This is a genomic window from Tritonibacter scottomollicae (assembly GCF_032924845.1).
GTDB lineage: Bacteria > Pseudomonadota > Alphaproteobacteria > Rhodobacterales > Rhodobacteraceae > Epibacterium > Epibacterium scottomollicae.
In genome coordinates this window covers 3,342,729-3,368,851 of record NZ_CP136704.1, presented here as the reverse complement: position 1 = coordinate 3,368,851, position 26,123 = coordinate 3,342,729, and the positions used below count along the sequence as shown (strand labels likewise).

The window sequence follows — 26,123 nt, the reverse complement described above, 5'->3', positions numbered from 1 at the left end:
TGCGGATTTTTTTCCGCAAAACCATAATTCCATCTTTACGGATACGCATCCAGTATGACAGACTTCGGGAAACAACCGGAGTCGTGCTCATGTCCAATGCTTTTCTCAGCCACATCAGCGAAACCCTGACGCAGATCGAGGCCGATGGTCTGTACAAGCGCGAGCGAATGATCACCTCGCCCCAGGCGGGCGAGATCCACGTGGGCGACCGCGCGGTCATCAACCTCTGTGCCAATAACTATCTCGGCCTCGCCGATCATCCAGACCTGATTGCGGCGGCCAAATCGGTGATGGACAAGAAGGGTTATGGCATGGCCTCGGTCCGCTTCATCTGCGGCACCCAGGATCTGCACCGCGAACTCGAGCAGCGCATTGCGCAGTTCCTCGGCATGGATGATTCGATTCTCTTTGCCGCTTGTTTTGATGCCAATGGCGGGCTTTTCGAACCGCTGTTGGGGCCGGAAGATGCGATCATCTCCGACAGTCTCAACCACGCGTCCATCATCGACGGCATTCGTCTCTGCAAGGCGCAGCGCTACCGCTATGCCAACAACGATATGGTGGACCTTGAGGCCAAGTTGAAAGACGCCCGCGCCGCGGGTGCGCGTCATATCATGGTGGCGACCGATGGGGTCTTCTCCATGGATGGCTATCTGGCAAACCTGCCCGCGATCCGCGAGATTGCCGACCGTTATGATGCGGTGGTGATGGTCGATGACTGCCACGCCACCGGTTTCATGGGCACAAGGGGCGCCGGGACGCCGGATCATTTCGGGGTCGAGGTCGACATCCTCACCGGCACGCTGGGCAAGGCGCTGGGGGGCGCGATCGGCGGCTATATCGCCGGGCCGCAACCGGTGATCGACCTGCTGCGTCAGCGCGCGCGGCCCTATCTGTTCTCGAATTCCTTGCCCCCCGCAGTGGTGGCTGCGGGGCTGGAAGCGATCCGGCTGGTAGAGGAAGGCGCGGAGCTGCGTCAACAGCTGGTGGAAAACGCTCGGTTCTGGCGTGCCGGGCTGACCGAGCTGGGGTTTGACCTGTTGCCCGGAGAGCACCCGATCATCCCGGTGATGCTGGGCGACGCCAAGCTGGCGCAGGCGATGGCTGCAAAGCTGTTTGAGGAGGGCGTCTATGTCTCCGGCTTCTTCTTCCCGGTGGTGCCCAAAGGCAAGGCCCGCATCCGCACCCAGATGAACGCCGCCCTGACCCGGGAAGATCTGACCCGGGCGCTTGGTGCGTTTGAACGGGCTGGCAAAGCCTACGGGGTGATTTGAGATGCGACCAAACACAATGAAAGCCCTGGAGAAATCCAAGCCCGAGGAAGGCCTGTGGATGGTACAGGCGCCGGTGCCGGAGATCGGCCCTGATGAGGTGCTGATCAAGATCAACACCACCGGCATCTGCGGCACCGATATCCATATCTGGAACTGGGATGACTGGGCCGCGCATACCGTGCCGGTGCCGATGATCACCGGTCATGAATTCGCTGGTGAGATCGTCGAGCTGGGCCGCAATGTCAGCGGGCTGAGTATCGGGCAGCGGTGTTCCGGCGAGGGGCATCTGGTGCGGACCGACAGCCGTCAGTCGCGCTCGGGCAAATTTCACCTCGACCCCGGCACCCGGGGGATTGGCGTCAACGAACAGGGGGCCTTTGCGCAATATCTGCGGCTGCCCGCCTTCAACGTGGTGCCGCTGCCGGATGACATCCCGGACGAGATCGGTGCCATCCTCGACCCGCTTGGCAATGCGGTGCACACGGCGCTGAGCTTTGATCTGCTGGGTGAGGACGTACTGATCACCGGCGCCGGCCCCATCGGCATCATGGCCGCCGCCGTGGCCCGCCATGCCGGCGCCCGCAATGTGGTGATCACCGATGTGAACCCCGACCGGCTGACGCTGGCCGAAGAGGTCACCCGGGTGCGCACCGTGAATGTTGCCAAGGAGGACCTGAACGATGTGATCCATGAGCTGGGGTTAAAGGAAGGCTTTGACGTCGGGCTTGAGATGTCAGGCAACCAGCAGGCGCTTGATCAGATGGTGGAAGCGCTGGTGATGGGCGGCAAGATCGCGCTTCTGGGCATTCCGCCCGGCAAGTCGCCGGTGGACTGGTCGCGGATCGTGTTCAAGGCAATCACCCTCAAGGGCGTCTACGGGCGTGAAATGTTCGAAACCTGGTACAAGATGATCGCGATGTTGCAGAACGGCCTCGACGTGAGCCGCGTCATCACCCACCGGTTTGCGGTTGATGACTTTGCCGAAGGTTTTGCGGCGATGAAGTCCGGTCAGAGCGGCAAGGTGGTCCTGGACTGGACCAAAGCCTGAGTGGACCTGACAAAAAAGGAGGCAGGCGACCCGGGTTCTGGGCGCCTGCCTGAGTAAGGACAACGTGAATCACACCTCAACATCGCTAATGACAGGGGGCTGTCTGCATGGGGTTACAGACATGTCAGTATGTGAGACATGCAGTTCCTACATACAACCCTTGCGATAGTCGGCGCAATACAACTCTCTCAAGTATTTGCTCTGTTGGATCTATCCTTCCGGCAGCAGGCGTTGCCGTCCCTGATCGGTCAGGCACCAGGCCTGCGTCCCCTCGAACACCACCGGCACCAAAGCCCGTCCATAGCCCGCGCCGCAGTCGATATCGACGCGGTTGCCATAGTGCACGGGATGCTGCTCTGCGGTGTGCCCATGCACCACCAGCCAGGGGTGCGGCGCGGCGTGATCCAGAAACCCGTCCCGGATCCAGACCAGATCGTTTTCCGCCTGATCCGCGAGGGCGATACCGGGGCGGACACCCGCGTGCACGAAAAGCAGATCGCCCGACAAATGGGACAGCGACAGGTTCCGCAGGAAGGTGACGTGATCCTCGGGGACCGTTGCCTTGGCCTGCCGATGCAGATCCTCCAACCGGATGCGATCCGGGACCTCCAGGCCATAGGACCCTAGCGTTGCAACGCCGCCGATCCGTTCATGGAACCAGTGATAGCCCACCAGCATGTGCGGATCATGCCGCGGCGTATCCTCCATGAACCATTCGAACATCCGGTCGTGATTGCCCTTGAGGCAGGTCCAGTTGCGCCCTTCGGCCTGCCCCTGCATCAACCGCGCAATCACGCCGCGACTGTCCGGGCCGCGATCCACGTAGTCGCCGACAAAGACCACCTCGGCCTCCGGCCCGCCATCTGCTGCGATCAGCTCCAACGCGCGGTCAAGCTGGGCGGTCTGCCCGTGAATGTCACCGATGGCATAGATGGGTTTGGTCATAGCGGCTCTTCTTTCAGTTTTTCTGCAAGCCCGGGTCTTATCCGGCTAAGATCACGGAGAGATAACATCTCGACCGGTAACAAAGGCAAACGGGGCATCAAGGGCAAGGTGAAAACCCCGTCACCCAGGAAAGGAACGTGGGATGAAGGGAATAGCATTCGGATTCATGGTTCTGGCTGTATGTTTGGGCATACTCGGAATGATCTGGGGCATCCAGATGGCGGCCTCCAAGGACCACACTTTGGCAAATGCCCACGCGCATCTGAACCTGATCGGCTGGGTCGGCTTTGCGCTCTATGGATTTTACTATCACGTGGTGCCATCCGCCGCACAGGGCCGGTTGCCGCGCCTGCATCTGGTGGTTTCGGTGCTGGCGGTAGGCACCATCGCGCCGGGTATCGCCATCGTCAAAAGCGGCGGCGGTGATGCGCTGGCCATTCTGGGCAGCTTTCTCACGCTTGCGAGCGCCCTGATATTCTTGGTCACGGTGATCCGCAGCCGCGCTGCGTGATGCAAGTTCGGGTCCGCCATTGCTGGCGAACCCGATCATCTCATAAGCCAGCCTGCACAAACGCTGTTCAGGCGACGTCGAACACCAGCGGCTTGATCTGGGTGAACAGGCCGGTTTCGGCCAGTTTCGCCCGTGCATCCGCAGGCACCGGTGCGTCGACATACAGAAGCGCGATCGCCTCGCCGCCCTCGTTCGACCGACCAAGCGTAAAGTTGGCGATGTTCACATCCATGTCGCCCATGGTGCGACCCAGCGCGCCGATGATGCCCGGCACGTCGTTGTTGGTGGTGTAGAGCATGTGCTGGCCGACCTCGGCGTCGATGTTGATGCCCTTGATCTGGATGAACCGCGGCTTGCCGTCCGAGAACACCGTGCCCGCAACCGAACGCTCCCGCTTGGCCGTCACCACCGTCACCTTGATGTAACCGTCAAAGGTGCCGGATTTGTCCTGGTTGGTGGTCGAGATCTGGATGCCGCGCTCCTTGGCCACCACGGGAGCGGAGACCATGTTCACGTCCGGGTTCACATTCTTCATGATGCCGGAGATCACCGCGCAGTTCAGCGCCTCCAGGTTCATGTCCGACACCACACCATCGTAAAGCACGTTGATCGCGGTGATCGGCTCGTCCGACATCTGCCCGGCAAAGGAGCCGAGGTGATCGGCGAGTTTGATCCACGGCCCCATGACCTTGGCTTCCTCGGCGGTCACCGACGGCATGTTGAGTGCATTTTCCACCGCGCCGGTCAGCAGGTAGTTGGCCATCTGGTCGGCAACCTGCAGGGCGACGTTTTCCTGTGCTTCGGACGTCGCGGCACCCAAATGCGGGGTGCAAACCACATTCGGCAGGTCAAACAGCGGATTGTCCTTGGCCGGTTCCACCGAGAACACGTCGAAGGCGGCACCCGCCACATGGCCGGAAGTCAGCGCCTCGGCCAATGCGGCCTCGTCGACCAGTCCACCGCGGGCACAGTTGACGATGCGCACGCCCTTCTTGGTCTTGGCGAGGTTTTCGCGGCTGAGGATGTTCTTGGTCTGATCGGTCAGCGGCACATGAAGGGTGATGAAATCGGCGCGGGTCAGCAGCTCGTCCAACTCGACCTTCTCGACCTGCATCTTCTTGGCCTTTTCCTCGCTGAGGAAGGGATCATAGGCCACGACCTTCATCTTCAGGCCCCGGGCGCGGTCGCAGACAATGCCACCGATGTTGCCCGCGCCGATCACACCAAGTGTCTTGCCGGTCAGCTCGACGCCCATAAACTTGGACTTTTCCCATTTGCCCGCATGGGTGGAGGCAGAGGCCTCGGGGATCTGGCGGGCAACGGCAAACATCATCGCAATGGCGTGTTCGGCGGTCGTGATCATGTTGCCGAAGGGGGTGTTCATGACGATCACCCCCTTCTTGGAGGCGGCGTCCTTGTCGATGTTGTCGGTGCCGATACCGGCGCGACCGATCACCTGCAGCTTGTCCGCCGCTTCGAGGATGGTCGGGGTCACCTTGGTGGCGGAGCGGATGGCGAGGCCATCATACTGCCCGATGATCTCGGCCAGCTTGTCTTTGTCCTTGCCCACGTCGGGCAGGAAGTCCACGTCGATGCCACGGTCGCGAAAGATCTGTACGGCGGCGTCGGACAGCTTGTCGGAGATGAGTACCTTGGGGGCCATTGTCTTGGTCCTTTGTCTGCGGGGGCCGGGATGCGGCCTGAAACTGGGAATAGGGGTCGGCGCTGCCCGGGCTGTCGCCCGGGCGATTTGCGTTAGCCTTGCGCGGCGATCTCGGCCTCGAAGGCCCAGGCCAGCCACGGCAGCATGGCCTCGATATCCGAGGTCTCCACCGTGCCACCGCACCAGATCCGCAGACCGGCGGGTGCATCACGGTAAGCGCCAATGTCATAGGCGATGCCTTCAGACTCCAACCGCTTGGCCACGGATTTGGCAAAGCTGGCGCCATCCTTGATCCGCTTGTCGGTGAACTTCAGGCAGACGGAGGTATTCGACCGCGTCGCCGGATCATTGGCGAGGTTGTCGATCCAGTCGTTGGCATAGGCAAAGGCGTGGATCGCATCCGCATTCGCGTTGGCGCGACCGATCAGCCCCTCAAGGCCACCCACCGAACGGGCCCAGTCCAGTGCAAAGAGGTAATCCTCCACCGCCAGCATCGACGGCGTGTTGATGGTTGCGCCGGTAAAGATCCCGTCGATCAGCTTGCCGCCCTTGGTCAGGCGGAAGATCTTCGGCAGCGGCCATGCCGGCGTGTAGCTTTCCAGACGTTCCACCGCGCGGGGGCTGAGGACGATGACGCCGTGTGCCGCCTCGCCGCCCAGCACCTTCTGCCAGGAGAAGGTGGTGACATCGAGCTTGTCCCACGGCAGGTCCTGCGCAAAGGCGGCAGAGGTCGCATCGCAGATGGTCAGGCCCTCGCGGTCATCCGCGATCCAGTCACCATTGGGCACCCGCACGCCGGAGGTGGTGCCGTTCCAAGTGAACACCACATCATGCGCGGGGTTCACGGTGGTGAGGTCGACAATGTCGCCATAGTCGGCGGTCTTCACCTCGGCGTCGATCTTCAGCTGTTTCACCACATCGGTGACCCAGCCAGCGCCAAAGCTTTCCCAGGCGATCATCTCGACCTTGCGTTCGCCCAGCAGGTTCCACATCGCCATCTCCATCGCGCCGGTGTCGGACGCGGGCACGATGCCGATCTTGTAGTCTGCGGGGATGCCTAGGATCTCGCGGGTGCCTTCGATGGCGGCGAGGAGCTTTTCCTTGCCGACGGCAGCGCGATGGCTGCGACCGAGAGGCGCGTCAGCGAGTTTGGACAGATCATATGTGGGGGGTTTGGCGCAGGGGCCAGAAGAAAAACGCGGATTGGCCGGCCGCGATGCCGGTTGTGCAATAGCCATTGATGCTACCCTTCCAGATAAGCGCCCCTCGTTGGGGAGGGGTGTCCCACCGACAGCGATATGCGGCGGTTTGATTCCGCGCAACTGGGAAAATTGCCTGTTTGCGCCGCTTTGGAAAAATAATGCGACCTTCAATGACGCCGATCGGAAACTTTGTACCACGCAGCCCGCCCCCACTGGTGCCGCTGGAAAGCCGCCGTTAAGAGAAGGCATCCCGTTTAGATCGGAGAACGCCATGTATGTCGCCACGCTGCTCGTGAACCCCGCCACCCCGACGCTGGAGCCCGCGTTGGTCGAATCTCTCAGGAACGCCTGGGGCGGGGGAGAGGCGAACTGGCTCAACCCCGGCATTGCAGCGGAATTCACCCTGGAGAGCCTGCCCGACAACCGCTGGGACGTCTGGGGCGACCTGCAGGGCATGGGCGTCGATCTGGTGCTGCAACCTGACCAAGGCCGACGCAAGAAGATGCTGTTGGCGGATATGGACTCGACGATGATCCAGCAGGAATGCATCGACGAGCTGGCCGATGAGGCGGGAGTGGGCGCCCGGGTCAAGGATATCACTGCTCGCGCCATGAACGGTGAATTGGATTTCGAGGGCGCACTGACCGAACGTGTCGGCCTGCTGAAAGGCCTGCCCGAGGAGGTCATCACGCAGGTGTTGAACAGCCGCATTAGCTTCATGCCCGGCGGGCGCGAGCTTCTGGCAACAATGAAGGCGGATGGCGCCTACGCGGCGCTGGTCTCTGGCGGTTTCACCGCCTTTACCGCGCGGGTCGCCGCGGAACTGAGGTTTGACGAGAACCGCGCCAACACGCTGATCGTTGCGGATGGCAAGCTGACTGGCGAGGTCGGCCGTCCCATTCTGGGCCGCGAGGCCAAGGTGGAGGCGCTGGAACAGATCACCGCCCGCCTCGGGATTTCCGAGGCAGATGTGATCGCGGTCGGCGATGGAGCCAATGACCTCGGCATGCTGACCCGGGCAGGCGCCGGGGTGGCGCTGCATGCCAAACCTTCGGTGGCGGCGGAATGCGAGATCCGCATCAATCACGGCGACCTTACGGCGCTCTTGTACGTTCAGGGCTACAGCCGGGGCGACTTCAAAGGATAAGACATGTTCGAAGTGACCTTCGAGGTCCTGCTGCTGTTGATCGCAGCGGGGTTTGTGGCCGGATTCATTGATGCGGTGGCCGGTGGCGGCGGGCTGATCACCGTGCCGGTTCTGCTCATCGCCGGTGCCAATCCGGTGACCGCGCTGGCCACCAACAAGATACAGGGCCTGTTCGGTTCTGCGACCGCGGCGATCTCTTATGCCCGCGGTGGGCACGTGGACCTTCGTAGCCAATGGAAGACTGCGGTGATCGCCTTCTTCGCCTCCATAGGGGGTGCGCTGCTGGTGTCCTTGTTGCCGGTAGAACTGATCCGATACGCTCTGCCGATCCTGCTGGTGGGAATCGCGATCTTCTTTGCCACCAAGAAAGGCCTGGACGATGTTGACCGGGCGCGTCGCCTGTCGCCTGCGATCTTTGCCGCCACTGTGGTGCCGCTTTGCGCCGCGTATGACGGCCTGCTCGGCCCCGGCGCGGGCAGTTTCTACATGCTCGCCTTTGTTGGCCTTGCAGGCTACGGCATCCTGAAAGCCACGGCACATACAAAACTGCTGAATTTCGCCTCCAACGCCGGCGCGCTTGCGGCCTTTGCCGTTGTGGCGACGCCCTGGTGGTTCACCGGGCTTGCCATGGGCATTGCACAGATTGCCGGCGCGCGCGTCGGCGCTGGGCTTGCTCAAAAACAGGGCGCGAAGGTCATCAAACCGCTGTTGGTTCTGACCACCATCACCCTGGCTCTGAAATTGATCTGGGATTTGATCTGATCAGAACTGCAATTCTGCGGCGGGGCGCATCTCGCCGCAGTGGATACCGTTCCAGTTGGTGATGGCGGCGCTCATGTAGGCCTTGGCCGATGGGCTATCTTTGTCGAGTACTCCGAGGCTGACCAGCAAGGCAGCGATGGCATTCTCAGCTGCACGCGTTGCACCGTCGGACACCTTCAGCGCGATCCCCAGTTCCTGCTCTGGCAGGATCGCGACAAACACCCCCTCAGCCCCGGTTTTCACCGACACCTTGCCGCCCATGTCACGCATCAGGGCGGTGCAGGCCCGACCCTCTCCCGCGACCAGCTCCGGGTGCTGCGCCATGGCGGCACGCAATTGCACGGCGGCCTCGTCGGACCGGGTGGACCGTGTGTGAGCAGAGGCAAACCACCCCATGCCGCGCGCCAGTCCCGTCACGGTGCAGGCAAAGTTGGGCGCAGAACACCCGTCAATCCCATAGGTCGGACTGGTTTCACCGGTGACCTCCTCAAAGGCCTCATGGCAGGCCTGCTGAACCGGATGATCGATCTCCACATATTCCGGACCCGCGCCCAAGTGCTGCGCCAATGTCAAAAAGCCCGCATGCTTTCCGGAGCAGTTGTTGTGGATCTGACAAGGGCTGTCGTCAGTCTTGATGAGACCATGCATGACCTCTTTGTCGCGCGGCATTTGGGCGCCGCAGCGCAGATCGCCCTCGCTCAACTCCAGTTGATCGAGCCACCGGCTGACACGGTCCACATGGATACGGGCCCCGTTGTGGGACGCACAGGCAAGCGCTAGCTGTTCGCTGTTCAACCCGTAGCGCGCCGCAGCACCGGAGGTCAGAAGCGGCAATGCCTGCACCATCTTGCAGGAGCTGCGTGGGTAGATCACCTGATCTGGATTGCCCCAACTGTGCACGATCTCACCCTTGCCATTGCAGACGACGGCATGACCGTGGTGCTGACTCTCCAGCAGGCTGCCGCGCCAAATCTCTGTCAAAGGGGCGGGGGTGTTCTGGCGCGTCATCTGGGGAACTCATTGCTTGGGGTGTGTTTGAGCAGCACCAAACATCCAAAACCCCGGGCTTTCAAGGAAAAGGCGGCAGAAACCCGCCAAACCCGGCATTTGCGCATGGCCCTTGTTCCGCTAATATGCTTGTGTCAAGGATCATGATACATGGGCAAAGACGATGTGCAAAACATCGCGGACAGCCCAGGGACATTTGAGGACAAGACAGTCTTGGAGGCGGGACGCATGGCATTTAAACTCCGTTGCTTGGCAGGGGCGCTCTTGCTGGTTGGCATGGCCACCACTGCAAGCGCACAGCAAGCAACGACCGAAAATCGCGTGGGCGCGCATGTGGATTGGAGCGTCTTTGAAGAGAGCTCTCCGCGTGAGTGTATCGGTGTATCGGCACCAAAAGAAACTGTGAACACAAGGGATGGTCGCGTGGTCGCCGTGCGCCGCAGCGAAATTCGCTTGTTCGTGTTTTACCGCCCGGATGGCGGCAACAAGGGCCAGGTTACCTTTACCGGCGGATATCCTTTTGCTCCCGGCTCAACCGTCAACATGAAAATTGGCGACTCGGAGTTCGAGCTGTTCACCGAGGGCGAATGGGCCTGGCCAGCGACGCCGACCGATGATTCAAAGATCATCACCGCGATGAAACGCGGCACCGATGCGGTGCTGACCGCACGATCTTCGCGCGGGACACAGACACAAGATACCTTCTCCCTGCTGGGGTTCACCGCCTCTATCGAGGATGCGGAGAAACGCTGCGCCGGGTGATCACGGACTGAGTGTAAAGAAAATTCTGACGGCGGGGCTGCGGCTTCGCCGTTTTCTTTTCAAAGCCCCGCCTCGCGCTTTGGGATATTTTGCGTTAGAAACGAGGTAAGGAGACCTCTGCACGCATAGCAGGGTTGAACGAGAATCCTTTTGATCTCGGGCCAATCTCCTATATAGAGCCGCATCCAGCCACGTTTTATCCACAACCCAGCGAGTCCCGTCTCATGACAGCCTCAGCGCCGATCACTCAAGATGTCCTGACCTTGCCCCGCAAGGCACCCGAAGGCGGCAAGATCAACCTTGTCGGCCTGACCCGCGATCAAATGCGCGAGGTGCTGATTGCCAATGGCACCGCAGAAAAGCAGGCCAAAATGCGCGTCGGTCAGATCTGGCAGTGGATCTATCAATGGGGCGTGCGCGACTTTGCCTCGATGACCAACCTCGCAAAGGGTTATCGCGCGCAGCTGGAAGAGACCTTCGAGATCCGCATCCCGGAGGTGGTTTCGCGTCAGGTGTCCGTCGACGGCACTCGCAAGTATCTGGTGCGTATCGAAGGCGGCCATGAGGTCGAGGTGGTTTATATCCCCGAGGATGACCGCGGCACGCTGTGTATTTCCAGCCAGGTCGGCTGCACCCTGACCTGTTCCTTCTGCCACACCGGCACCCAGAAGCTGGTGCGCAACCTGACTCCGGCCGAAATCGTCGGGCAGGTGATGATGGCGCGCGATGACCTGGAGGAATGGCCGACGCCGGGCGCACCCAAGGATGAGACCCGACTGCTGTCAAACATCGTGCTGATGGGTATGGGCGAGCCGCTGTATAACTTCGAAAACGTGCGTGACGCGATGAAGATCGCGATGGACCCGGAAGGGATCTCTCTGTCGCGTCGCCGCATCACGCTGTCGACCTCCGGTGTGGTGCCGGAAATTGCCCGCACCGCGCAGGAAATCGGCTGTCTGCTGGCGGTCTCCTTCCACGCGACCACCAATGAGGTCCGCGACAAGCTGGTGCCGATCAACAAGCGCTGGAATATCGATGCGCTGCTGCAGGCGCTGGCGGATTACCCCAAAGTGTCGAACTCCGAGCGGATCACCTTTGAATACGTGATGCTCGACGGGGTGAATGATTCCGATGAGGACGCGCAGCGGCTGCTCGATCATATCAAGCGTTACAATATCCCGGCCAAGATCAACCTCATTCCCTTCAACGAATGGCCCGGCGCGCCCTACAAACGGTCGTCGAACAACCGCATCCGCGCTTTTGCCAATATCATCTATCAGGCGGGCTATGCCTCGCCGATCCGCAAGACACGCGGCGATGACATCATGGCGGCCTGCGGTCAGTTGAAGTCGGCCACCGAGCGCGCCCGCAAGAGCCGCAAGCAGATCGAGGCCGAGGCTGGCATCGCCGAAAGCTGACGCCACCCCATCCAACATTTCCTATTCTGCCCCAAAAGGCGCTGCGAAAATCGCGGCGCCTTATTCTTTCCCAATTTTAGCAAAATTTGCGCCATCAGCTGCCGACAGTCTCAGAATCAGAAACAGTACACGGAAAAACTTCCGGGCAGCAAAGGGCAGCACAATGATTGGACAGCAGGGCGCAACAATGGATGACGGCATTCTTTCGCTGGTACGCGAGGAACGGCGCAAGGCACTGAGCACGCGGGAATGGCAATTCCGTCTGCGCGGCTACGGCTATGCCATCCGGGATGAGGATGGGGCACAGATCCTGACCCGCCTGCCGCGCGGCGAAGCGCTTGGCGTGCTGCCCGCAGAACTGACCTGAGGCTTGACAGTTAGAACACGACAAATTCTCGACATACCAATGATCTGACGCGCTCCCGACGTTCCCACAAACGTTCTCACCCCACCCAAAAGGGACACCGACATTTGATCATTGGCTTCTGCCCTCTCGGGCAGACCCGCGCGCCGAGCCCCATGGGCTCGGCGCGCGGGCGTGTTTCTCAACTGCTTTGGTCCAATGCGGCCTCGCCTCAGCGCTCGCGGCCAGGGAGATTCTGACGCGCCGGAACCGGGCTCCAGGTCTCGATCACCTGGATCGCCTCATCGGCGCTTTCGACGAACTTGAATAGCTCCAGATCCTGCTCCGAAATGGTGCCGGCATCCGCCAGCGCATCCCAGTTGATGATCTTCTCCCAGAAGGCGCGTCCGAACAGCAGGAAGGGCACCGGCTCCATGCGCCCGGTCTGGATCAGGGTCAGCGCCTCGAACATCTCGTCCAGCGTGCCAAAGCCGCCAGGGAAGACGCAGATCGCCTCTGCCCGCATCAGAAAGTGCATCTTGCGGATCGCGAAATAGTGGAAATTGAAGCACAGCTCCGGCGTCACGTATTCGTTCGGCGCCTGTTCATGCGGCAGAACGATGTTGAGACCGATCGAGACGCCTTCCGCATCCACCGCACCGCGGTTGCCCGCTTCCATCACTCCCGGTCCGCCACCCGTAACCACCACATGGCGACGACCGCCGGTGGTCTTGGATTTCTCGGTCATCTTCTTCGCAAAGGCACGGGCCTCGTCATAGAAATGGCTGAGGTCGGCCAATGTTTTGGTACGTGCCTTGGCTTTATCGGCCGGTGCCGGGATACGGGCGCCACCGAACATCACCACGGTGCTCTCGATCCCCTGCTCATCCAGCATCAGCTGCGGCTTCAACAGCTCCAGCTGCAGACGCACCGGACGCAGCTCCTCGCGACAGAGGAAGCCTTCGTCCGCAAAGGCAAGCTGGTAGGCCGGGGACTGGGTCTGCGGGGTCACGGGCACATGTTCGGCGCGGTTGCGGTCGGCGCTTGCATCCGTGAAGCGGCTGTGGCGGTCGTCACTCATATCAATTCTTGCCTGTTCTGCGGTACCAAAGGTCAGACCTTGTCTTAGCCCGGAAGACGACGGCAAACCAGCTTTGAGATCAGCCCTCCCCTTGCCTCCGGCCGATAATCCCCTAGGGTTCGCCGCAACTGCAAAGACTCGAGGACAGACAATGGACTGGACACCGCTGATTTCCGGCGCGCACAATCGGATTGCCGAACATGTGGTGGAAACCCCGTTGCTCAACGTGCAGAGCTTCGGCCTCGGCTACCCGGTGCAACTGAAGCTCGAACAGCTGCAGCACGCAGGTAGTTTCAAGGCGCGCGGCGCCTTCAACACACTGCTATCGGAACCGGTGCCGGAAGCCGGCCTGGTGGCCGCATCCGGCGGCAATCACGGCGCTGCGGTGGCCTTTGCCGCCCGCGCACTGGGCTTTCACGCGAAGATCTACGTGCCTGAAATCGCAGGACAGGCCAAGATTGAACTGATCCGCTCCACCGGCGCCGACCTAGAAGTGATCCCGGGCGCCTATGCCAATGCGCTGGAGGCCGCGCAGGACTGGGAGTTGCAGACCGGCGCCATGCAGATCCACGCCTATGACGCCCCCGCCACGGTTGCCGGACAAGGCACGCTCTTTGCCGAGTGGGAGGCGCAGGGGCTTGACGCTGATACCGTACTGATCGCGGTCGGCGGCGGCGGGCTGATCAGTGGCGCACTTGGCTGGTTTCAGGATCGGCGCAAGGTGGTTGCTGTCGAACCTGCCACCTCCTGCGCGCTGAAATCGGCGCTGATGACCGGAGCCCCCACCAACGTAGACGTCAGCGGTATCGCCGCCAATGCGCTTGGCGCGCGCCGCATCGGTGACATCTGCTTCGACCTCGCTAGCGCCCAGCGCACCCCAAGTGTCATCGTCCCAGATGCCGCAATTGAGGCCGCCCAACATGCGCTTTGGCGCGATCACCGCCTGCTGGTCGAGCCCGCCGGGGCCACCGCACTGGCGGCGCTGATGTGCGGCGCTTACCTGCCCGCGCGGGGGGAGAAGGTCGCGGTGCTGCTTTGTGGTGGCAATATCGACCCGGAACCCCTGAGCGATCCCGCAACACAGGTGGACGTCTCCTTCACCTGAGAATGGGAAAGCCTTGCGGCGGACGGCGTGCGCGCCTATCGAACGGGCATGAGTGAGACCACAGCCGACAAGATATTTCGCGCCCTGATGGAACGGATCGTCACCGGCGATCTGCCCGCCGGCGACAAGCTGCGGCAGGACCATATCGCGCGCGACTACCAGACCTCGCATGTGCCGGTGCGCGAGGCCTTTCTACGGCTGGAGGCCAAGGGGCTGGCGAAATCTGTGCCCCACAAGGGCATGCGGGTCACCGCGTTGGAGCCTACGGAAATCCGCGAAGTGATTGAGATGCGAGTGGCCCTGGAGGTGCTCGCCCTGACCCATGCCCTGCCCCGCCACGACGCGGACACACTGGCAACCATTGAAGACGCCTGCCGCGCCTGTGATGCGGCCAGCGACATGATCACTTGGGATCGCTGCAACCGTCGCTTTCACCTGGCGCTTCTGGCACCGTGCGACATGCCCCGGCTGTTGTCGGCGATCGAGGATCTGCACATCACTGCCGCGCGGCATCTTTTTGCCCATTGGCAGGATCGCTGGGTCCCACGCCCCGATGGCGATCACGCAGCACTGCTGCAGGCGCTGCGCGCTCAGGATCTGACGCTGGCTTGCGATCTGCTGCGCCGTCACCTGCGCCGGGTCAGCTGACCACACCCGCCGATGCCGCTCCGCAACTGAACGGGGGCGCGTTCAGGACATGACCTCCGGAGATTTTGTGGCTATAAGCGCTCGAATCCAACAAAACCCGGAGCCGGAACATATGTCCAACGCGCAGCTGGAAACCGCAATCGAGGCCGCCTGGGAGGCCCGTGACACCATCACCCCCGCCACCACCGGCGAAACCCGTGACGCCATCGAACAGACCCTCGCCGCGCTCGACAGCGGCAAGCTCCGCGTGGCCGAGAAACAGGAAAACGGCGACTGGCATGTGAACCAATGGGCGAAAAAAGCGGTTCTGCTCGGCTTTCGCCTGAAAGATATGGAAGAGCAATCCGGTGGCCCGCAGGGCGCTGGCTGGTGGGATAAGGTAGATAGCAAGTTCAAGGGCTGGCAGGCCGCTGACTGGAAATCCGCTGGCTTCCGCGCGGTTCCCAACTGCGTGGTCCGCAAATCCGCCTATATCGCCCCCGGCGTGGTGCTGATGCCCTCCTTTGTGAACCTCGGCGCCTATGTCGACGAAGGCACCATGGTCGACACCTGGGCCACCGTCGGCTCCTGTGCGCAGATCGGCAAGGGCGTGCACCTGTCTGGCGGTGTCGGCATCGGCGGCGTGCTGGAACCGATGCAGGCGGGCCCAACCATCATCGAGGACAACTGCTTTATCGGCGCCCGCTCCGAGGTGGTCGAGGGCTGCATCGTGCGCGAAGGTTCGGTGCTAGGCATGGGCGTCTTCATCGGCCAGTCCACCAAGATCGTTGATCGCGAAACCGGCGAAGTGATGTATGGCGAAGTACCGCCCTACTCGGTCGTGGTTGCGGGCTCGATGCCGTCGAAAAACGGCATCAACCTCTACTGCGCGGTGATCGTGAAGCGCGTTGACGCCAAGACCCGCTCCAAGACCGGCATCAACGAGCTGCTGCGCGACTGACAGCGGCGGCGGTTCGCGGCGTTAACACGAAAGTTTTACCACAGGCAGCTTCGGCTGCCTGTTTTTTTATTGCGCCACGTATAGGGTATGTGGAATATTATTAATAATTGCGATGAATTTTTGATTGCACCGTCATTACATCGCCCGGATGTGAACAGCTGAAGGAGTAGCCCCAATGCCTGCGTCCTGGAAGCCGACGAACTATCCGTCATTGAGTCCCTACCTCGTCTGTCATGATCCGGAGGCCACCATCGCTTTTCTGGAAACCGTCTTCGATGCCCGCGTGTTGCAGCGCTACGATCACAAGGATGGCAGCTTGATGCATGCGGAGATGCGGATCGATGATAGCATCATCATGATCGGAGGACTGCCCGAGGCCGAAGACAACGACACCCATGTCCACCTCTATGTGCCAGACGTTCAAACCGTCTTTGATCGGGCCATCGCCGCGGGCGGCATGATCGTGCAGGAACCCCTGCGCAAACAATCCGAGGGCGACATCAGGGGCGGGATCAAGGGACCGAGCGGCACCACCTGGTGGCTGGCTACTCAGGTTGCTCCATAGTCCGAAACCCACCTCTGGTGCACAAAAATGGGGGCTCCGTAGGAAGCCCCCATGAATTTTTTTTTCGCTGCAGCTGGTTCAGTCGAGAATGCCGGGCAGATCCAGTCCATGTTCCTTCGCGCAATCCTTGGCGATGTCGTATCCCGCATCGGCGTGTCGCATCACGCCCGTCGCCGGATCATTCCACAACACGCGCCCGATGCGGCGATCCGCATCCTCGGACCCGTCACAGCAGATCACCACGCCGGAGTGCTGCGAAAAACCCATGCCGACACCGCCACCGTGGTGCAGCGACACCCATGTGGCACCGGATGCGGTGTTCAGCAGCGCGTTCAGCAGCGGCCAGTCCGACACCGCGTCGGAACCGTCCATCATCGCCTCTGTCTCGCGGTTCGGCGAGGCCACGGAGCCACTGTCGAGGTGGTCGCGACCGATCACAACCGGCGCCGACAACTCGCCCGTGCGCACCATCTCGTTGAACGCAAGCCCCGCCTTGTGACGATCCCCCAGACCGATCCAGCAGATCCGAGCCGGCAGACCCTGAAAGGCAATGCGTTCCTGCGCCATGTCGAGCCAACGGTGCAGGCCTTCATTCTCGGGGAACAGCTCCTTCATCTTGGCGTCGGTCTTGCGGATGTCCTCCGGATCACCGGACAGGGCCACCCAGCGGAACGGGCCGATGCCACGGCAGAACAGCGGGCGGATGTAGGCGGGCACAAAACCGGGGAAGTCAAAAGCGTTCTCCAGCCCCTCGTCCAGCGCCACCTGACGGATGTTGTTGCCGTAATCCACTGTGGGCACGCCCATGGCGTGGAAGGCACACATGGCCTCTACCTGCACGCGCATGCTGGCGCGAGCGGCCTTTTCCACCGCTTTCTTGTCGGTCTCGCGCTTCTCTTTCCACTCAGCCATGGTCCAGCCCTGCGGCAGGTAGCCATTCACAGGATCATGAGCCGAGGTCTGGTCGGTCACCATGTCAGGGCATGTGCCGCCGGCCTTTGCGCGCTCCACCAGCTCTGCAAAGACATCCGCGGCATTGCCCAGAAGGCCCACGGATTTCGCCTCACCGGCCTTGGTCCAGCGCTCGATCATTTCCAGCGCTTCGTCCAGAGTCTCGGCCTTCTCGTCGAGGTACTTGGTGCGCAGGCGGAAATCGATCGAGTCCGGGTTGCACTCCACCGCCAGACAGCAGGCGCCTGCGAACACGGCCGCCAGCGGCTGCGCGCCGCCCATGCCGCCAAGGCCGCCGGTCAGGATCCATTTGCCGGTCAGGTCGCCGTCAAAATGCTGACGGCCCGCTTCGGCAAAGGTCTCATAGGTGCCCTGCACGATGCCCTGAGTACCGATGTAGATCCAGGACCCTGCGGTCATCTGGCCGTACATCATCAGGCCTTTCTTATCGAGCTCGTTGAAATGGTCCCAATTGGCCCAATGCGGCACCAGGTTGGAGTTGGCGATCAGCACACGCGGCGCGTCCTTGTGGGTCTGGAACACGCCAACAGGTTTGCCCGATTGCACCATCAGCGTCTGGTCATCTTCCAGATCACGCAGGCTGTCGACGATCAGGTCGAAATCCTTCCAGGTCCGTGCGGCGCGACCGATGCCGCCGTAAACCACCAGTTCATGCGGATTTTCGGCCACATCGGGGTGCAGGTTGTTCATCATCATCCGCAAAGGTGCCTCGGTCATCCAGGACTTTGCGGTCAGTTCGGTGCCCGTGGCGGGGTAGATGTCACGGGTGTTCTTGCGCGGATCGCTCATGCGGGCCTCCATTGAGTCAGGTCAGTCAAAATTCGGGAAAGATGCGCGCGCATCCGGTCGGCGCGCGCTGGATCGTAACGCCAGGGCGGCGTCTCGTCGCAGTAGGTGGCCTGAGCCAGCTCCATCTGGATCGCGTGCCAGCCTTCGTTCGGGCGGCCATAGTGGCGCGTGGTCCAGCCGCCCTTGAAGCGACCGTTCAGCACCGACGTATAGCCCTCGGCCTGCTGGCAGTGATTGAAAACCATCACCTCCAGATCGCGGGAACAGGTGGTGCCGAGGTTGGTGCCGACGTTGAAATCCGGCAGGCGGCCATCGAACAGGAACGGAATGTCGCCCCGGATCGAGTGGCAGTCATAGAGGATGGCAAAACCGTGGAGTGCCTTGACCCGCTCCATCTCCGCCGTCAGTGCAGCGTGATAGGGTGCGTGATATGTGTCTCGGCGACGGGTGATTTCTGCCGCATCCGGTTCATGCTCCCAGATCGGGTTGCCGTCAAAATCCGTCAGCGGCACCAACGTGGTGGTGTTTTGCCCGGGATAGAGACTGACGCCAGAGGGGTCGCGGTTCACATCGATCACATAGCGATGGATCGGTGTGCGCACGGTGGTCACCCCGTCCGCCAGCCCGGCATAGAGGTCATGGATGTGCCAGTCGGTATCGGCCAGCCCCCGACCCTGCGCGTTCAGATTTGCGCTGATATCCTCAGGCACCTCGGTGCCAGTATGTGGCAGACCAAGGACCAACGGAGAGGTGCCTTGCGAAACCTCGATCATACTGCGACCTCCACGCCCGCGGCATCACCCACGCGTCCCGCACGCACCATTGCGCTGGCCCCTTCGATTTCCCGCGCGAGGTAGCGGTCATCGCCCAGGCTGGGGATCTCGCTGCGCAGCATTGCCAGCAGATCCTGCAGCCTATGAGAGGTTTTCAGCGGCGCACGCGCCTCGACGCCTTGCGCCGCGCAGAGCATCTCCACCCCCAGAATGACCGAGAGATTCGCGGTCATCTTCGCCAGACGCAGCGCGCCATGGGCGGCCATCGAAACGTGATCTTCCTGATTGGCGGAGGTCGGCGTGGAATCGGTCACGCAGGGATTGGCCAGATGCTTGTTCTCGCTCATCAGCGCAGCTGTCGTCACCTCGGCGATCATGAAACCGGAGTTCAGTCCCGGGTTCGGTGTCAGGAAGGGCGGCAGGTCGTGGCTAAGGGTCGGGTCGACCATAAGCGCCACCCGGCGCTGCGCGATCGCGCCGATTTCGGCCACGGCGAGAGCGATCTGATCGGCAGCAAAGCCCACGTATTCGGCGTGGAAGTTGCCGCCTGAAACGATTAGTCCCTGTTCGACCAGCACCAGCGGATTGTCGGTCACCGCGTTGGCTTCGACCTCCAGCGTGCGGGCAGCCATGCGCAGGACATCCAGCGCCGCGCCCACAACCTGCGGCTGGCAGCGGATGCAGTAGGGGTCTTGGACGCGGGTGTCGCCCTCGCGGTGGCTTTCGCGGATCTCCGACCCCTGCATGATGTCGCGCATCTGGGTCGCCACGTCGATCTGACCAGCATGACCGCGCAGGGTGTGGATGTCCGCCACCAGCGGCGCGGTGGAGCCCATGATCGCATCCGTGGTGAGCGAGGCGATCGCCATCGAGGCGCGCGCCAGCTCCAGCGCCTGGAACAGTCCCGCCAAGGCACAAGCCGTGGAAAACTGCGTACCGTTGATCAGGCCGAGGCCTTCCTTCGGGCCCAGCACGATCGGCTCCAGCCCGGCGCGTTTCAGCGCCTCGGCTCCGGTCAGACGCGCGCCCTCGAAGGTCGCCTCGCCCTCACCGATCATCGCCGCGGTCATATGTGCCAGCGGGGCAAGATCGCCCGACGCCCCAACAGAGCCCTGCGAGGGCACCACGGGGGTGACGCCGCGCGCCAGCATCTCCTCGATCTGTTCGATCACCAGCCAGCGCACACCGGAGGCACCTCGACCCAGCGACAGCAGCTTCAGCGCCATCATCAGCCGAACCTTATCTTCCGCAAGCGGTTCACCCACCCCGCAGGAATGGCTGAGGATCAGGTTGCGTTGCAGCGTCTCGGTGTCTCCGGCGGCGATCTTGGTCGAGGCCAGTTTGCCAAATCCGGTGTTGATACCATAGACCGGTGCCTCGCCCGCGGCGGCCTCGGCCACCATGGCGGCAGCCGCCTCGACGCCCTCGCGGGCGGAGCGGTCCAGACGGGCGGGGGTGCCCTTGCGCCAGATTTCTTCCAGAGTAGCGAGGGTGACTGTGCCGGGGATCATCTCGATCATGTGCGGGTCTCCAGTTTGCCGCCCGTTACGCGGGCGTGAAGCGGGTTGAAGCCAATGCGGTAAGCCAGCTCTGCCGGGCGGGTTACATCCCAGATCGCCAGATCGGCGCGCAGGCCAGAGGTGATGCGGCCCCGGTCCGACAGGCCCAGCGCGCGGGCTGCGTTGCAGGTCACACCCGCCAGCGCCTCTTCGGGCGTCAGACGAAACAGGGTGCAGCCCATGTTGAGCGTCAGCAGAAGCGAGCTCAGCGGTGAGGAGCCGGGGTTGCAATCCGTCGCCAGCGCCATCGGCACGCCATGGGCACGGAAATGCTCCATCGGCGGCAGTTGCGTCTCTCGGATGGTGTAGAAAGCGCCGGGCAGCAGCACCGCAACGGAGCCCGCCGCCGCCATGGCGCGGGCGTCGTCTTCGGTAGCGTATTCCACGTGATCCACCGACAGCGCGCCGCGTTCGGCGGCCAATTTGCTGCCGCCCTGATGCGACAGCTGTTCGGCGTGCAGCTTCACCGGCAGGCCCAGTTCTGCCGCCAGATCGAACACGCGCGCGATTTGTTCGGCGGAAAAGGCTATCCCCTCGCAAAATCCATCTACCGCATCAATCAGCCCTTCGGCATGGGCGGCGCGTAGGGTCGGCAGGCAGACCTCATCGAGGTAGGCATCGGCGCGATTCGCATACTCCGCCGGCACGGCATGAGCGCCGAGGAAAGTGGTCTTCACCGTCACATCCCGCAGCTCGCCCAACCGACGCGCCGCACGCAGCATGGTCAGTTCGGTTTCACGGTCGAGCCCGTAGCCGGATTTCACTTCGATCGAGGTCACCCCTTCGGCGATCAGTGTATCCAGGCGCGGCAGTGCACCCGCTACCAATGCATCCAGATCCGCCGCCCTCGTTGCCGTCACGGTGGAGACAATGCCGCCCCCAGCGCGGGCGACTTCCTCGTAAGAGGCACCGTTCAACCGCATTTCGAACTCGCCCGCGCGGTCGCCGCCAAAGACGATATGGGTGTGGCAATCAATCAGCCCCGGCGTAACCAGCCGACCGCCAAGATCCTCAGCGGCCCATTCGGAATAGGAGTCAGGCAGCGCATCGGCCGGTCCACACCATGCGATCCTGTCGCCCTGAACGGCCATCGCCCCGTCCTCGATCAACCCATAAGGCGCCCCTGGCTCCATCGTGGCCAGCTTCGCCCCGGTCAGCACGTATCTGTCGCGCATATCGCCCCCCTTAGAATTCACTTGCTCCTTAGACGGTATGCGCATATTCTCATTATGTCTATACATAAGAGGGTCAGATGCAGACAATTTTTGCCGCCACCGCCTGTTTGCCCGAGGGTTGGGCTAGTGATGTTCGTCTGACCATCGACGGCGGCCGCCTTCAGCGGATCGACCTCGGAGCCGCGCCACAACCCGACGATACCCATGTGGACGTCGTGATGCCGGCGTTGGCAAATCTGCACTCGCACAGCTTTCAGCGCGCCATGGCCGGGCGGACCGAATATCGCGCAGGCGGTCGGGATAGCTTCTGGACGTGGCGCGAGCTGATGTACCGCTTCCTCGACCACCTGACGCCAGAGCACTACGAGGCCATTGCGGCGCTCACCTTCATGGAGATGCTTGAGGCAGGCTATGCCTCAGTGGGAGAATTCCACTACGTCCACCACCAACCCGGAGGCGGCGCCTATGACACACTCACCGAACTCAGCCAGCGGGTGATGGCGGGCGCCTCGCAGACCGGCATCGGTCTGACCCATCTGCCGGTGCTCTATACCTATGGCGGTGCCGAGCGGCAGACGCTGGCTGGCGGTCAGCAGCGGTTTGGCAATGACGTTGAGCAGTTCGCGCGGCTTGTCGCCGAGGCCCGCGGCGCGGCGCAAGAGCTACCGTCCGACACACGGGTCGGTATCGCGCCGCATTCCCTGCGCGCCACCTGCCCCGAAGACCTCGCCTCCGTTCTGGCAGTGGCCGAGTGCAACCCGATCCACATCCACATCGCCGAGCAACCGCGCGAAGTGGCCGAGATCAAGACCTGGCTTGGCGCACGACCTGTCGAATGGCTCCTGGACAACGCCCCGGTCAACGATCAGTGGTGCCTGATCCATGCCACCCATATGACCAAGGACGAGACACGCGACATGGCCCGCAGCGGCGCCGTGGCCGGCCTGTGTCCGGTGACCGAAGCCAACCTTGGCGACGGCCCCTTCAATGGGCCGCAGTATCTGGCAGAGGGCGGGCGCTTTGGGGTCGGATCAGACTCTAATGTGCGGATTTCATTGGTCGAGGAGCTGCGCACGCTAGAATATTCCCAGCGACTGCGGGATCTCGCCCGCAATGTACTGGTGCCCGGCGAAGGCTCTGTTGGCGACACGCTTTACCGCGGCGCGGCCATGGGCGGTGCGCAGGCGCTGGGACGAGATGCTGGGCGGCTGGAGGTCGGCGCGCTGGCGGATCTGGTGGCCATTGATCGCAATCACCCGGCAATGTTCGGCCTGCCGGAGGAGCAGATTCTTGACGGTCTGTGTTTTGCCGCCGACGACCGAAGCGTCACCGATGTCTGGGCCGCCGGGCGCCATATGGTACAGGGTGGGCGCCACATCGCCCGCGACGCCATTGTGGCGCATTACCGCACCGCGATCAGCGATCTTCTGGCAGCGATGTAAACCTAAGCCGCACCGCTGAACCCAAGGTCGCCGCTTCGGTGGCAACCGGACAGCGCATGCCCTGCCCCTCGGTCAGGATGGTACCGTCAGACAGCGTCAAATCGGAAGTGATCGCATAGAGGATATCCCCGGCCGCAGCTCTGATGCTCTCTGCAAACACCACCATATCAGCCTGAACTTGCGCAGGATCGTAGATCACATTGAAGGCCCGGCAGGGACCGCCAATGAGCGTCGCGTCCAATGGCATTCCACCGTCGAAACGCAGCGGTTTCAGCGGTCTGGCCTGCAACACCTCATCCGCACCGCGAAGGTCGAGCCCGCGCCCCTCCACGATGGTGTGGATTCTCTGCACCCCCGGAAAGGCTGAAAACGGTCCGTTCCGCGTGATGTCCGCAAGGCTCAACCGCCACAGCAGCTTGCCCGCCCGTTCTTGCAGCGCAAGCTCCCGCGTTGTACCGCCACCGTTCTTCCACGGCACGGGCTCCGCTGTTGTTGCATCAAAGCGCATGAGCTCTCCTTTACAATCGCAGTTTAATGCAGACATATTGAACATAAGCCAGAGTTATTATTCAAGCGGAGCCCTGAGGTGCCACAGCAGAAGAAAATCAGCTTTCAGGACGTGCGTGACGAGGTCATGCGGCGGATCGAGGCGCGCGTCTGGCCGCAAGGCGCCCTGCTGCCGACGGAAGCGGAACTGGCAGAAGAATTCGGCTGCGCCCGCGCCACCGTGAATCGCGCCCTGCGCGAACTGGCTGATCGTGGCGTGATCGATCGCAAACGCAAGAGCGGCACTCGGGTTGCAACATTGCCAGTGAAGCAGGCCAAGCTGGAGATCGCAACCTCTCGCAAGCTGGTAGAGGAACGCAACGCCACCTACCGCTTTGCCTTGGTATCGCGCGAGATGCGCGTCGCACCCGGCTGGGTCATTTCGCAGATGCAGCTGGCGGCTGGGACCGAGGTGCTACACCTCGAAGGCATGCATTACGCCGATGGTCAGCCCTTCCATTTCGAGGATCGCTGGATCAACATTGCGGCTGTCCCTGACAGCGCCGAGGCCGATTACGCCGAAACGCCCCCGGGGGAATGGCTTCTGGCAGCGGTGCCGTTTTCCAATGCCGAGGTGAGTTTTGGTGCGACATCCGCAGATGCGGCGCTGGCAGAGTATCTGGCCTGCGCACCCGGTGCGGCACTGTTTCAGATGGAACGATCAACGTGGTTTCAGGAGGAGCCGGTGACCTTTGCCCGGATGACCTTCCACCCGGGTTATCGCATGCGCAGTCGCTATTGAGCCTTGCCAATCAGCGCCTTGGTTTCAAAAGACCTAAGCGTTGGGCGCGACATGCTTTTGTAGCTCCGCCAGCTGTCGCCCATCAGAGCAAAGAACTCGGCGCGGGTCTCGGCATCCAGCCCGTCAAGGCTGGCCGCACCGGGATGATAGCTCTCGCTTTCCAAACCATTGCCACGAATGACTTCGTGACGATCAAACAGAACATGGAAATACGTGACCGGTTGTCCGTCCACACGGCGGCGAATGGAGGTGTCGTTCACCAGGTGATGCGCAGGGACCAGAACTTCATCCTGCCCAAACAAGACCTCGGCGGTGGCCGACTGCACCAGCACACGATGGCTGGGCGAAAGTTCTATTTCGTCATGCTCCCCCAGCGCATTGGCCGCAAAGCGCACCGGGGCCTGCACGCCTTCTGCAACACGGGTGCTACGCCCGATCCAGCGAATGGACTGTCCGCCATGATCGCGGGTGAGAACCCTCATCCCCACCGTCAGATCTTCGACAGGGACCGGGCCTTGGTCTGTTTCGATTAGTGTGCCCGCCACGAAACAGGGGGTTGTGGTGACGTTGACGAACCCGACGTCGGAATTCCCTTCGTCATCTTCGATCGTATAAGTGAAGGTGGTCGTTTCATCATCGTCCACATCATCCTGGCCGGAGATGTCGAATGTCCCGTCCGCGTTGAGCGTGACAATCTCGCCATTGGCCAAGGTGACGGAACTGCCAGCCGTAACGGGCTGGTTGTTGATGTGGGTGATGGTCAGTTGCGCGCCATTGCTCTGATCGTCATTGGCCAGAACATCGACGTTGACCGTATCCCCTTCCTGCACCTCGACCTCGTCATCGCCCGCCACCAGCGCTGTCTGGACCGAGTCCCCAGCGATCAGGAGGTTGGAATCGTAGCTTGAGTCACCGCCATCCGCGATCGCAATCTTGATGTCGTTGGTCTCGCCAGGGTTTACCGGCGCGGTCAGCTTCAGCGTGATGGTAAAGCCATCCATCTCGGTGTTGAAGGGATCCGTCCCTGCAGGGTTGTCAACGTACAGATCCTGATTGGAAGAATCGTTGATGTTGTTGATGGTGATATTTCCATCCCCCACCACCAACTGCGCTTCGACCCCGTTGACCCAGACCGACACCGCATCGTTAAAACCGGAGTTCACGTATTCGAGGTACTCCTCGGACGAAAACACGAACTGCATCGTCAGAGTGGACCCTTCCGGCACAAATTCTGCCTCGAACACCGCCGCGTCATAGGTCGTGGCTCCGGCGATCTCGTCCAAGTCGGAATCACCGGCTGTACCGTGGCTCGTCGACGTGCCGGCGCTGGTATTGGTGTTTGTGGAGCCGGAACTGTTGGTAAAGTCGCGAGCGTTGCCGGTGGACAGGATCACACCACTGTCGGAGGGCGTCACATTGGGCGCAACCGCGTCACCATCGCTGTAGATACCCGACGCCCCGCTGGCGCCCGTATAGCTGGCCGATTCAACGACAATGCCATTGCCGAACATGGCTTGGGCCATCTCGTCAGCCGTTGCACCCGTGTCGATTGGCAGTTCCTGAGCAGTCGCCATAGCATTGTCACCCACAGTATTGCGAATACATCCCCGTGATGCGCAGTAATCTCGCGTAGCGATCCCCTGCCCGAGGAAGTTGGCAAAACTGTGGCGACCTTTGGATCAGCCGGCAAGCAAATTGGTTTG

At 61.9% G+C, this 26,123-nt stretch carries 25 protein-coding genes; 14 read left to right on the top strand and 11 right to left on the bottom strand.

Features of this window, described 5'->3' with window-relative positions; all coding sequences use genetic code 11:
- Window positions 1-89: 89 nt before the first annotated feature.
- Entirely contained in the window at window positions 90-1,274 is a 1,185-nt protein-coding gene (locus R1T40_RS16705; RefSeq protein ID WP_317384920.1) for a glycine C-acetyltransferase, read from the top strand.
- Between the two features lie 16 nt (window positions 1,275-1,290).
- Complete coding sequence (gene tdh / locus R1T40_RS16700) at window positions 1,291-2,322, top strand: L-threonine 3-dehydrogenase (protein WP_106162368.1); 1,032 nt, start codon at window positions 1,291-1,293, stop codon at window positions 2,320-2,322.
- Between the two features lie 210 nt (window positions 2,323-2,532).
- Here tdh and R1T40_RS16695 read toward each other — a convergent pair whose 3' ends face one another.
- Window positions 2,533-3,267: a metallophosphoesterase family protein gene (locus R1T40_RS16695; RefSeq protein ID WP_317384919.1), complete on the bottom strand. Its 735-nt coding sequence runs from the start codon at window positions 3,265-3,267 to the stop codon at window positions 2,533-2,535.
- Window positions 3,268-3,409: 142 nt separating this feature from the next.
- On the opposite strand from R1T40_RS16695, the gene R1T40_RS16690 reads away from it, so the two are divergent.
- A complete protein-coding gene (locus tag R1T40_RS16690) occupies window positions 3,410-3,778 on the top strand; it encodes a hypothetical protein (protein WP_317384918.1) in 369 nt (122 codons plus the stop codon).
- 67 nt (window positions 3,779-3,845) lie between these two features.
- On the opposite strand, the gene serA is transcribed toward R1T40_RS16690, so the two are convergent.
- Window positions 3,846-5,441, bottom strand: a complete 1,596-nt coding sequence (serA, locus tag R1T40_RS16685) for a phosphoglycerate dehydrogenase (RefSeq protein WP_106162371.1) — start codon at window positions 5,439-5,441, stop codon at window positions 3,846-3,848.
- A 92-nt stretch (window positions 5,442-5,533) separates the two neighbouring features.
- Window positions 5,534-6,679 (bottom strand): phosphoserine transaminase, encoded by a 1,146-nt coding sequence (locus R1T40_RS16680; protein ID WP_317384917.1) that lies wholly within the window; start codon window positions 6,677-6,679, stop codon window positions 5,534-5,536.
- Between the two features lie 235 nt (window positions 6,680-6,914).
- On the opposite strand from R1T40_RS16680, the gene serB reads away from it, so the two are divergent.
- Both serB and R1T40_RS16670 read left to right on the top strand, forming a co-directional pair.
- Window positions 6,915-7,790 (top strand): phosphoserine phosphatase SerB, encoded by an 876-nt coding sequence (gene serB, locus R1T40_RS16675; protein WP_317384916.1) that lies wholly within the window; start codon window positions 6,915-6,917, stop codon window positions 7,788-7,790.
- A gap of 3 nt (window positions 7,791-7,793) precedes the next feature.
- Window positions 7,794-8,552, top strand: a complete 759-nt coding sequence (locus R1T40_RS16670) for a TSUP family transporter (protein ID WP_317384915.1) — start codon at window positions 7,794-7,796, stop codon at window positions 8,550-8,552.
- On the opposite strand, the gene R1T40_RS16665 is transcribed toward R1T40_RS16670, so the two are convergent.
- Entirely contained in the window at window positions 8,553-9,560 is a 1,008-nt protein-coding gene (locus R1T40_RS16665) for an asparaginase (protein WP_317384914.1), read from the bottom strand.
- A gap of 228 nt (window positions 9,561-9,788) precedes the next feature.
- Here R1T40_RS16665 and R1T40_RS16660 point away from each other — a divergent pair, with 228 nt between their 5' ends.
- The 3 genes from R1T40_RS16660 to R1T40_RS16650 all read left to right on the top strand — a co-directional run bounded on the left by R1T40_RS16660 (window position 9,789) and on the right by R1T40_RS16650 (window position 12,107).
- A complete protein-coding gene (locus R1T40_RS16660; RefSeq protein WP_317384913.1) occupies window positions 9,789-10,322 on the top strand; it encodes an invasion associated locus B family protein in 534 nt (177 codons plus the stop codon).
- 224 nt (window positions 10,323-10,546) lie between these two features.
- Complete coding sequence (gene rlmN / locus R1T40_RS16655) at window positions 10,547-11,740, top strand: 23S rRNA (adenine(2503)-C(2))-methyltransferase RlmN (RefSeq protein ID WP_317384912.1); 1,194 nt, start codon at window positions 10,547-10,549, stop codon at window positions 11,738-11,740.
- A 163-nt stretch (window positions 11,741-11,903) separates the two neighbouring features.
- Window positions 11,904-12,107, top strand: coding sequence for a hypothetical protein (locus tag R1T40_RS16650; protein ID WP_106162376.1), 204 nt, complete (start codon window positions 11,904-11,906; stop codon window positions 12,105-12,107).
- Between the two features lie 208 nt (window positions 12,108-12,315).
- On the opposite strand, the gene R1T40_RS16645 is transcribed toward R1T40_RS16650, so the two are convergent.
- The gene (locus R1T40_RS16645; RefSeq protein ID WP_106162377.1) at window positions 12,316-13,164 is read right to left on the bottom strand and encodes an LOG family protein; all 849 of its coding nucleotides are present in this window, start codon (window positions 13,162-13,164) and stop codon (window positions 12,316-12,318) included.
- A 151-nt stretch (window positions 13,165-13,315) separates the two neighbouring features.
- Here R1T40_RS16645 and R1T40_RS16640 point away from each other — a divergent pair, with 151 nt between their 5' ends.
- The 4 genes from R1T40_RS16640 to R1T40_RS16625 all read left to right on the top strand — a co-directional run bounded on the left by R1T40_RS16640 (window position 13,316) and on the right by R1T40_RS16625 (window position 16,422).
- Window positions 13,316-14,269, top strand: coding sequence for a threonine/serine dehydratase (locus R1T40_RS16640; RefSeq protein ID WP_317384911.1), 954 nt, complete (start codon window positions 13,316-13,318; stop codon window positions 14,267-14,269).
- Between the two features lie 48 nt (window positions 14,270-14,317).
- Window positions 14,318-14,917 (top strand): GntR family transcriptional regulator, encoded by a 600-nt coding sequence (locus R1T40_RS16635; protein WP_106162708.1) that lies wholly within the window; start codon window positions 14,318-14,320, stop codon window positions 14,915-14,917.
- A 112-nt stretch (window positions 14,918-15,029) separates the two neighbouring features.
- Window positions 15,030-15,857, top strand: a complete 828-nt coding sequence (gene dapD / locus R1T40_RS16630; RefSeq protein WP_106162379.1) for a 2,3,4,5-tetrahydropyridine-2,6-dicarboxylate N-succinyltransferase — start codon at window positions 15,030-15,032, stop codon at window positions 15,855-15,857.
- 175 nt (window positions 15,858-16,032) lie between these two features.
- Window positions 16,033-16,422: a VOC family protein gene (locus R1T40_RS16625; RefSeq protein WP_106162380.1), complete on the top strand. Its 390-nt coding sequence runs from the start codon at window positions 16,033-16,035 to the stop codon at window positions 16,420-16,422.
- Window positions 16,423-16,500: 78 nt separating this feature from the next.
- Here the strand turns inward: R1T40_RS16625 and hutU are convergent, their stop codons facing one another.
- Genes hutU through hutI form a run of 4 tightly spaced genes read right to left on the bottom strand, consistent with a single transcriptional unit; the run spans window position 16,501 to window position 21,690 of the window.
- Window positions 16,501-18,183, bottom strand: a complete 1,683-nt coding sequence (gene hutU, locus R1T40_RS16620) for a urocanate hydratase (protein ID WP_317384910.1) — start codon at window positions 18,181-18,183, stop codon at window positions 16,501-16,503.
- A complete protein-coding gene (gene hutG, locus R1T40_RS16615; RefSeq protein ID WP_317384909.1) occupies window positions 18,180-18,956 on the bottom strand; it encodes an N-formylglutamate deformylase in 777 nt (258 codons plus the stop codon). The genes hutU and hutG overlap by 4 nt, the downstream gene beginning before the upstream one ends.
- On the bottom strand, window positions 18,953-20,476 hold the full coding sequence (gene hutH / locus R1T40_RS16610) for a histidine ammonia-lyase (protein WP_317384908.1): 1,524 nt from the start codon (window positions 20,474-20,476) through the stop codon (window positions 18,953-18,955). Before hutH ends, hutG begins: the two co-directional genes overlap by 4 nt.
- On the bottom strand, window positions 20,473-21,690 hold the full coding sequence (gene hutI / locus R1T40_RS16605; RefSeq protein ID WP_317384907.1) for an imidazolonepropionase: 1,218 nt from the start codon (window positions 21,688-21,690) through the stop codon (window positions 20,473-20,475). Before hutI ends, hutH begins: the two co-directional genes overlap by 4 nt.
- 77 nt (window positions 21,691-21,767) lie before the next feature.
- On the opposite strand from hutI, the gene R1T40_RS16600 reads away from it, so the two are divergent.
- Window positions 21,768-23,132 (top strand): formimidoylglutamate deiminase, encoded by a 1,365-nt coding sequence (locus R1T40_RS16600; RefSeq protein WP_317384906.1) that lies wholly within the window; start codon window positions 21,768-21,770, stop codon window positions 23,130-23,132.
- Here the strand turns inward: R1T40_RS16600 and R1T40_RS16595 are convergent.
- Complete coding sequence (locus R1T40_RS16595; RefSeq protein WP_317384905.1) at window positions 23,107-23,640, bottom strand: HutD/Ves family protein; 534 nt, start codon at window positions 23,638-23,640, stop codon at window positions 23,107-23,109. The genes R1T40_RS16600 and R1T40_RS16595 overlap by 26 nt on opposite strands.
- A gap of 78 nt (window positions 23,641-23,718) precedes the next feature.
- On the opposite strand from R1T40_RS16595, the gene R1T40_RS16590 reads away from it, so the two are divergent.
- Window positions 23,719-24,420 (top strand): GntR family transcriptional regulator, encoded by a 702-nt coding sequence (locus R1T40_RS16590; protein ID WP_106162387.1) that lies wholly within the window; start codon window positions 23,719-23,721, stop codon window positions 24,418-24,420.
- Here the strand turns inward: R1T40_RS16590 and R1T40_RS16585 are convergent.
- A complete protein-coding gene (locus R1T40_RS16585; protein ID WP_106162388.1) occupies window positions 24,414-25,994 on the bottom strand; it encodes a choice-of-anchor L domain-containing protein in 1,581 nt (526 codons plus the stop codon). The two genes, R1T40_RS16590 and R1T40_RS16585, sit on opposite strands and share 7 nt — an antisense overlap.
- Window positions 25,995-26,123: the final 129 nt, after the last annotated feature.

Excerpts from the sequence above, each read along its gene's own strand:
- R1T40_RS16705 (WP_317384920.1), top strand. The coding sequence starts at position 90 with ATGTCCAATGCTTTTCTCAGCCACATCAGCGAAACCCTGACGCAGATC.
- R1T40_RS16645 (WP_106162377.1), bottom strand. The coding sequence starts at position 13,164 with ATGAGTGACGACCGCCACAGCCGCTTCACGGATGCAAGCGCCGACCGC.
- hutI (WP_317384907.1), bottom strand. The coding sequence starts at position 21,690 with ATGCGCGACAGATACGTGCTGACCGGGGCGAAGCTGGCCACGATGGAG.
- hutU (WP_317384910.1), bottom strand. The coding sequence starts at position 18,183 with ATGAGCGATCCGCGCAAGAACACCCGTGACATCTACCCCGCCACGGGC.
- rlmN (WP_317384912.1), top strand. The coding sequence starts at position 10,547 with ATGACAGCCTCAGCGCCGATCACTCAAGATGTCCTGACCTTGCCCCGC.
- hutG (WP_317384909.1), bottom strand. The coding sequence starts at position 18,956 with ATGATCGAGGTTTCGCAAGGCACCTCTCCGTTGGTCCTTGGTCTGCCA.
- hutH (WP_317384908.1), bottom strand. The coding sequence starts at position 20,476 with ATGATCGAGATGATCCCCGGCACAGTCACCCTCGCTACTCTGGAAGAA.
- tdh (WP_106162368.1), top strand. The coding sequence starts at position 1,291 with ATGAAAGCCCTGGAGAAATCCAAGCCCGAGGAAGGCCTGTGGATGGTA.
- R1T40_RS16690 (WP_317384918.1), top strand. The coding sequence starts at position 3,410 with ATGAAGGGAATAGCATTCGGATTCATGGTTCTGGCTGTATGTTTGGGC.
- R1T40_RS16595 (WP_317384905.1), bottom strand. The coding sequence starts at position 23,640 with ATGCGCTTTGATGCAACAACAGCGGAGCCCGTGCCGTGGAAGAACGGT.
- R1T40_RS16600 (WP_317384906.1), top strand. The coding sequence starts at position 21,768 with ATGCAGACAATTTTTGCCGCCACCGCCTGTTTGCCCGAGGGTTGGGCT.
- R1T40_RS16650 (WP_106162376.1), top strand. The coding sequence starts at position 11,904 with ATGATTGGACAGCAGGGCGCAACAATGGATGACGGCATTCTTTCGCTG.
- R1T40_RS16640 (WP_317384911.1), top strand. The coding sequence starts at position 13,316 with ATGGACTGGACACCGCTGATTTCCGGCGCGCACAATCGGATTGCCGAA.
- R1T40_RS16660 (WP_317384913.1), top strand. The coding sequence starts at position 9,789 with ATGGCATTTAAACTCCGTTGCTTGGCAGGGGCGCTCTTGCTGGTTGGC.
- R1T40_RS16635 (WP_106162708.1), top strand. The coding sequence starts at position 14,318 with ATGAGTGAGACCACAGCCGACAAGATATTTCGCGCCCTGATGGAACGG.
- serA (WP_106162371.1), bottom strand. The coding sequence starts at position 5,441 with ATGGCCCCCAAGGTACTCATCTCCGACAAGCTGTCCGACGCCGCCGTA.
- R1T40_RS16670 (WP_317384915.1), top strand. The coding sequence starts at position 7,794 with ATGTTCGAAGTGACCTTCGAGGTCCTGCTGCTGTTGATCGCAGCGGGG.
- R1T40_RS16695 (WP_317384919.1), bottom strand. The coding sequence starts at position 3,267 with ATGACCAAACCCATCTATGCCATCGGTGACATTCACGGGCAGACCGCC.
- serB (WP_317384916.1), top strand. The coding sequence starts at position 6,915 with ATGTATGTCGCCACGCTGCTCGTGAACCCCGCCACCCCGACGCTGGAG.
- R1T40_RS16680 (WP_317384917.1), bottom strand. The coding sequence starts at position 6,679 with ATGGCTATTGCACAACCGGCATCGCGGCCGGCCAATCCGCGTTTTTCT.
- R1T40_RS16625 (WP_106162380.1), top strand. The coding sequence starts at position 16,033 with ATGCCTGCGTCCTGGAAGCCGACGAACTATCCGTCATTGAGTCCCTAC.
- dapD (WP_106162379.1), top strand. The coding sequence starts at position 15,030 with ATGTCCAACGCGCAGCTGGAAACCGCAATCGAGGCCGCCTGGGAGGCC.
- R1T40_RS16665 (WP_317384914.1), bottom strand. The coding sequence starts at position 9,560 with ATGACGCGCCAGAACACCCCCGCCCCTTTGACAGAGATTTGGCGCGGC.
- R1T40_RS16585 (WP_106162388.1), bottom strand. The coding sequence starts at position 25,994 with ATGGCGACTGCTCAGGAACTGCCAATCGACACGGGTGCAACGGCTGAC.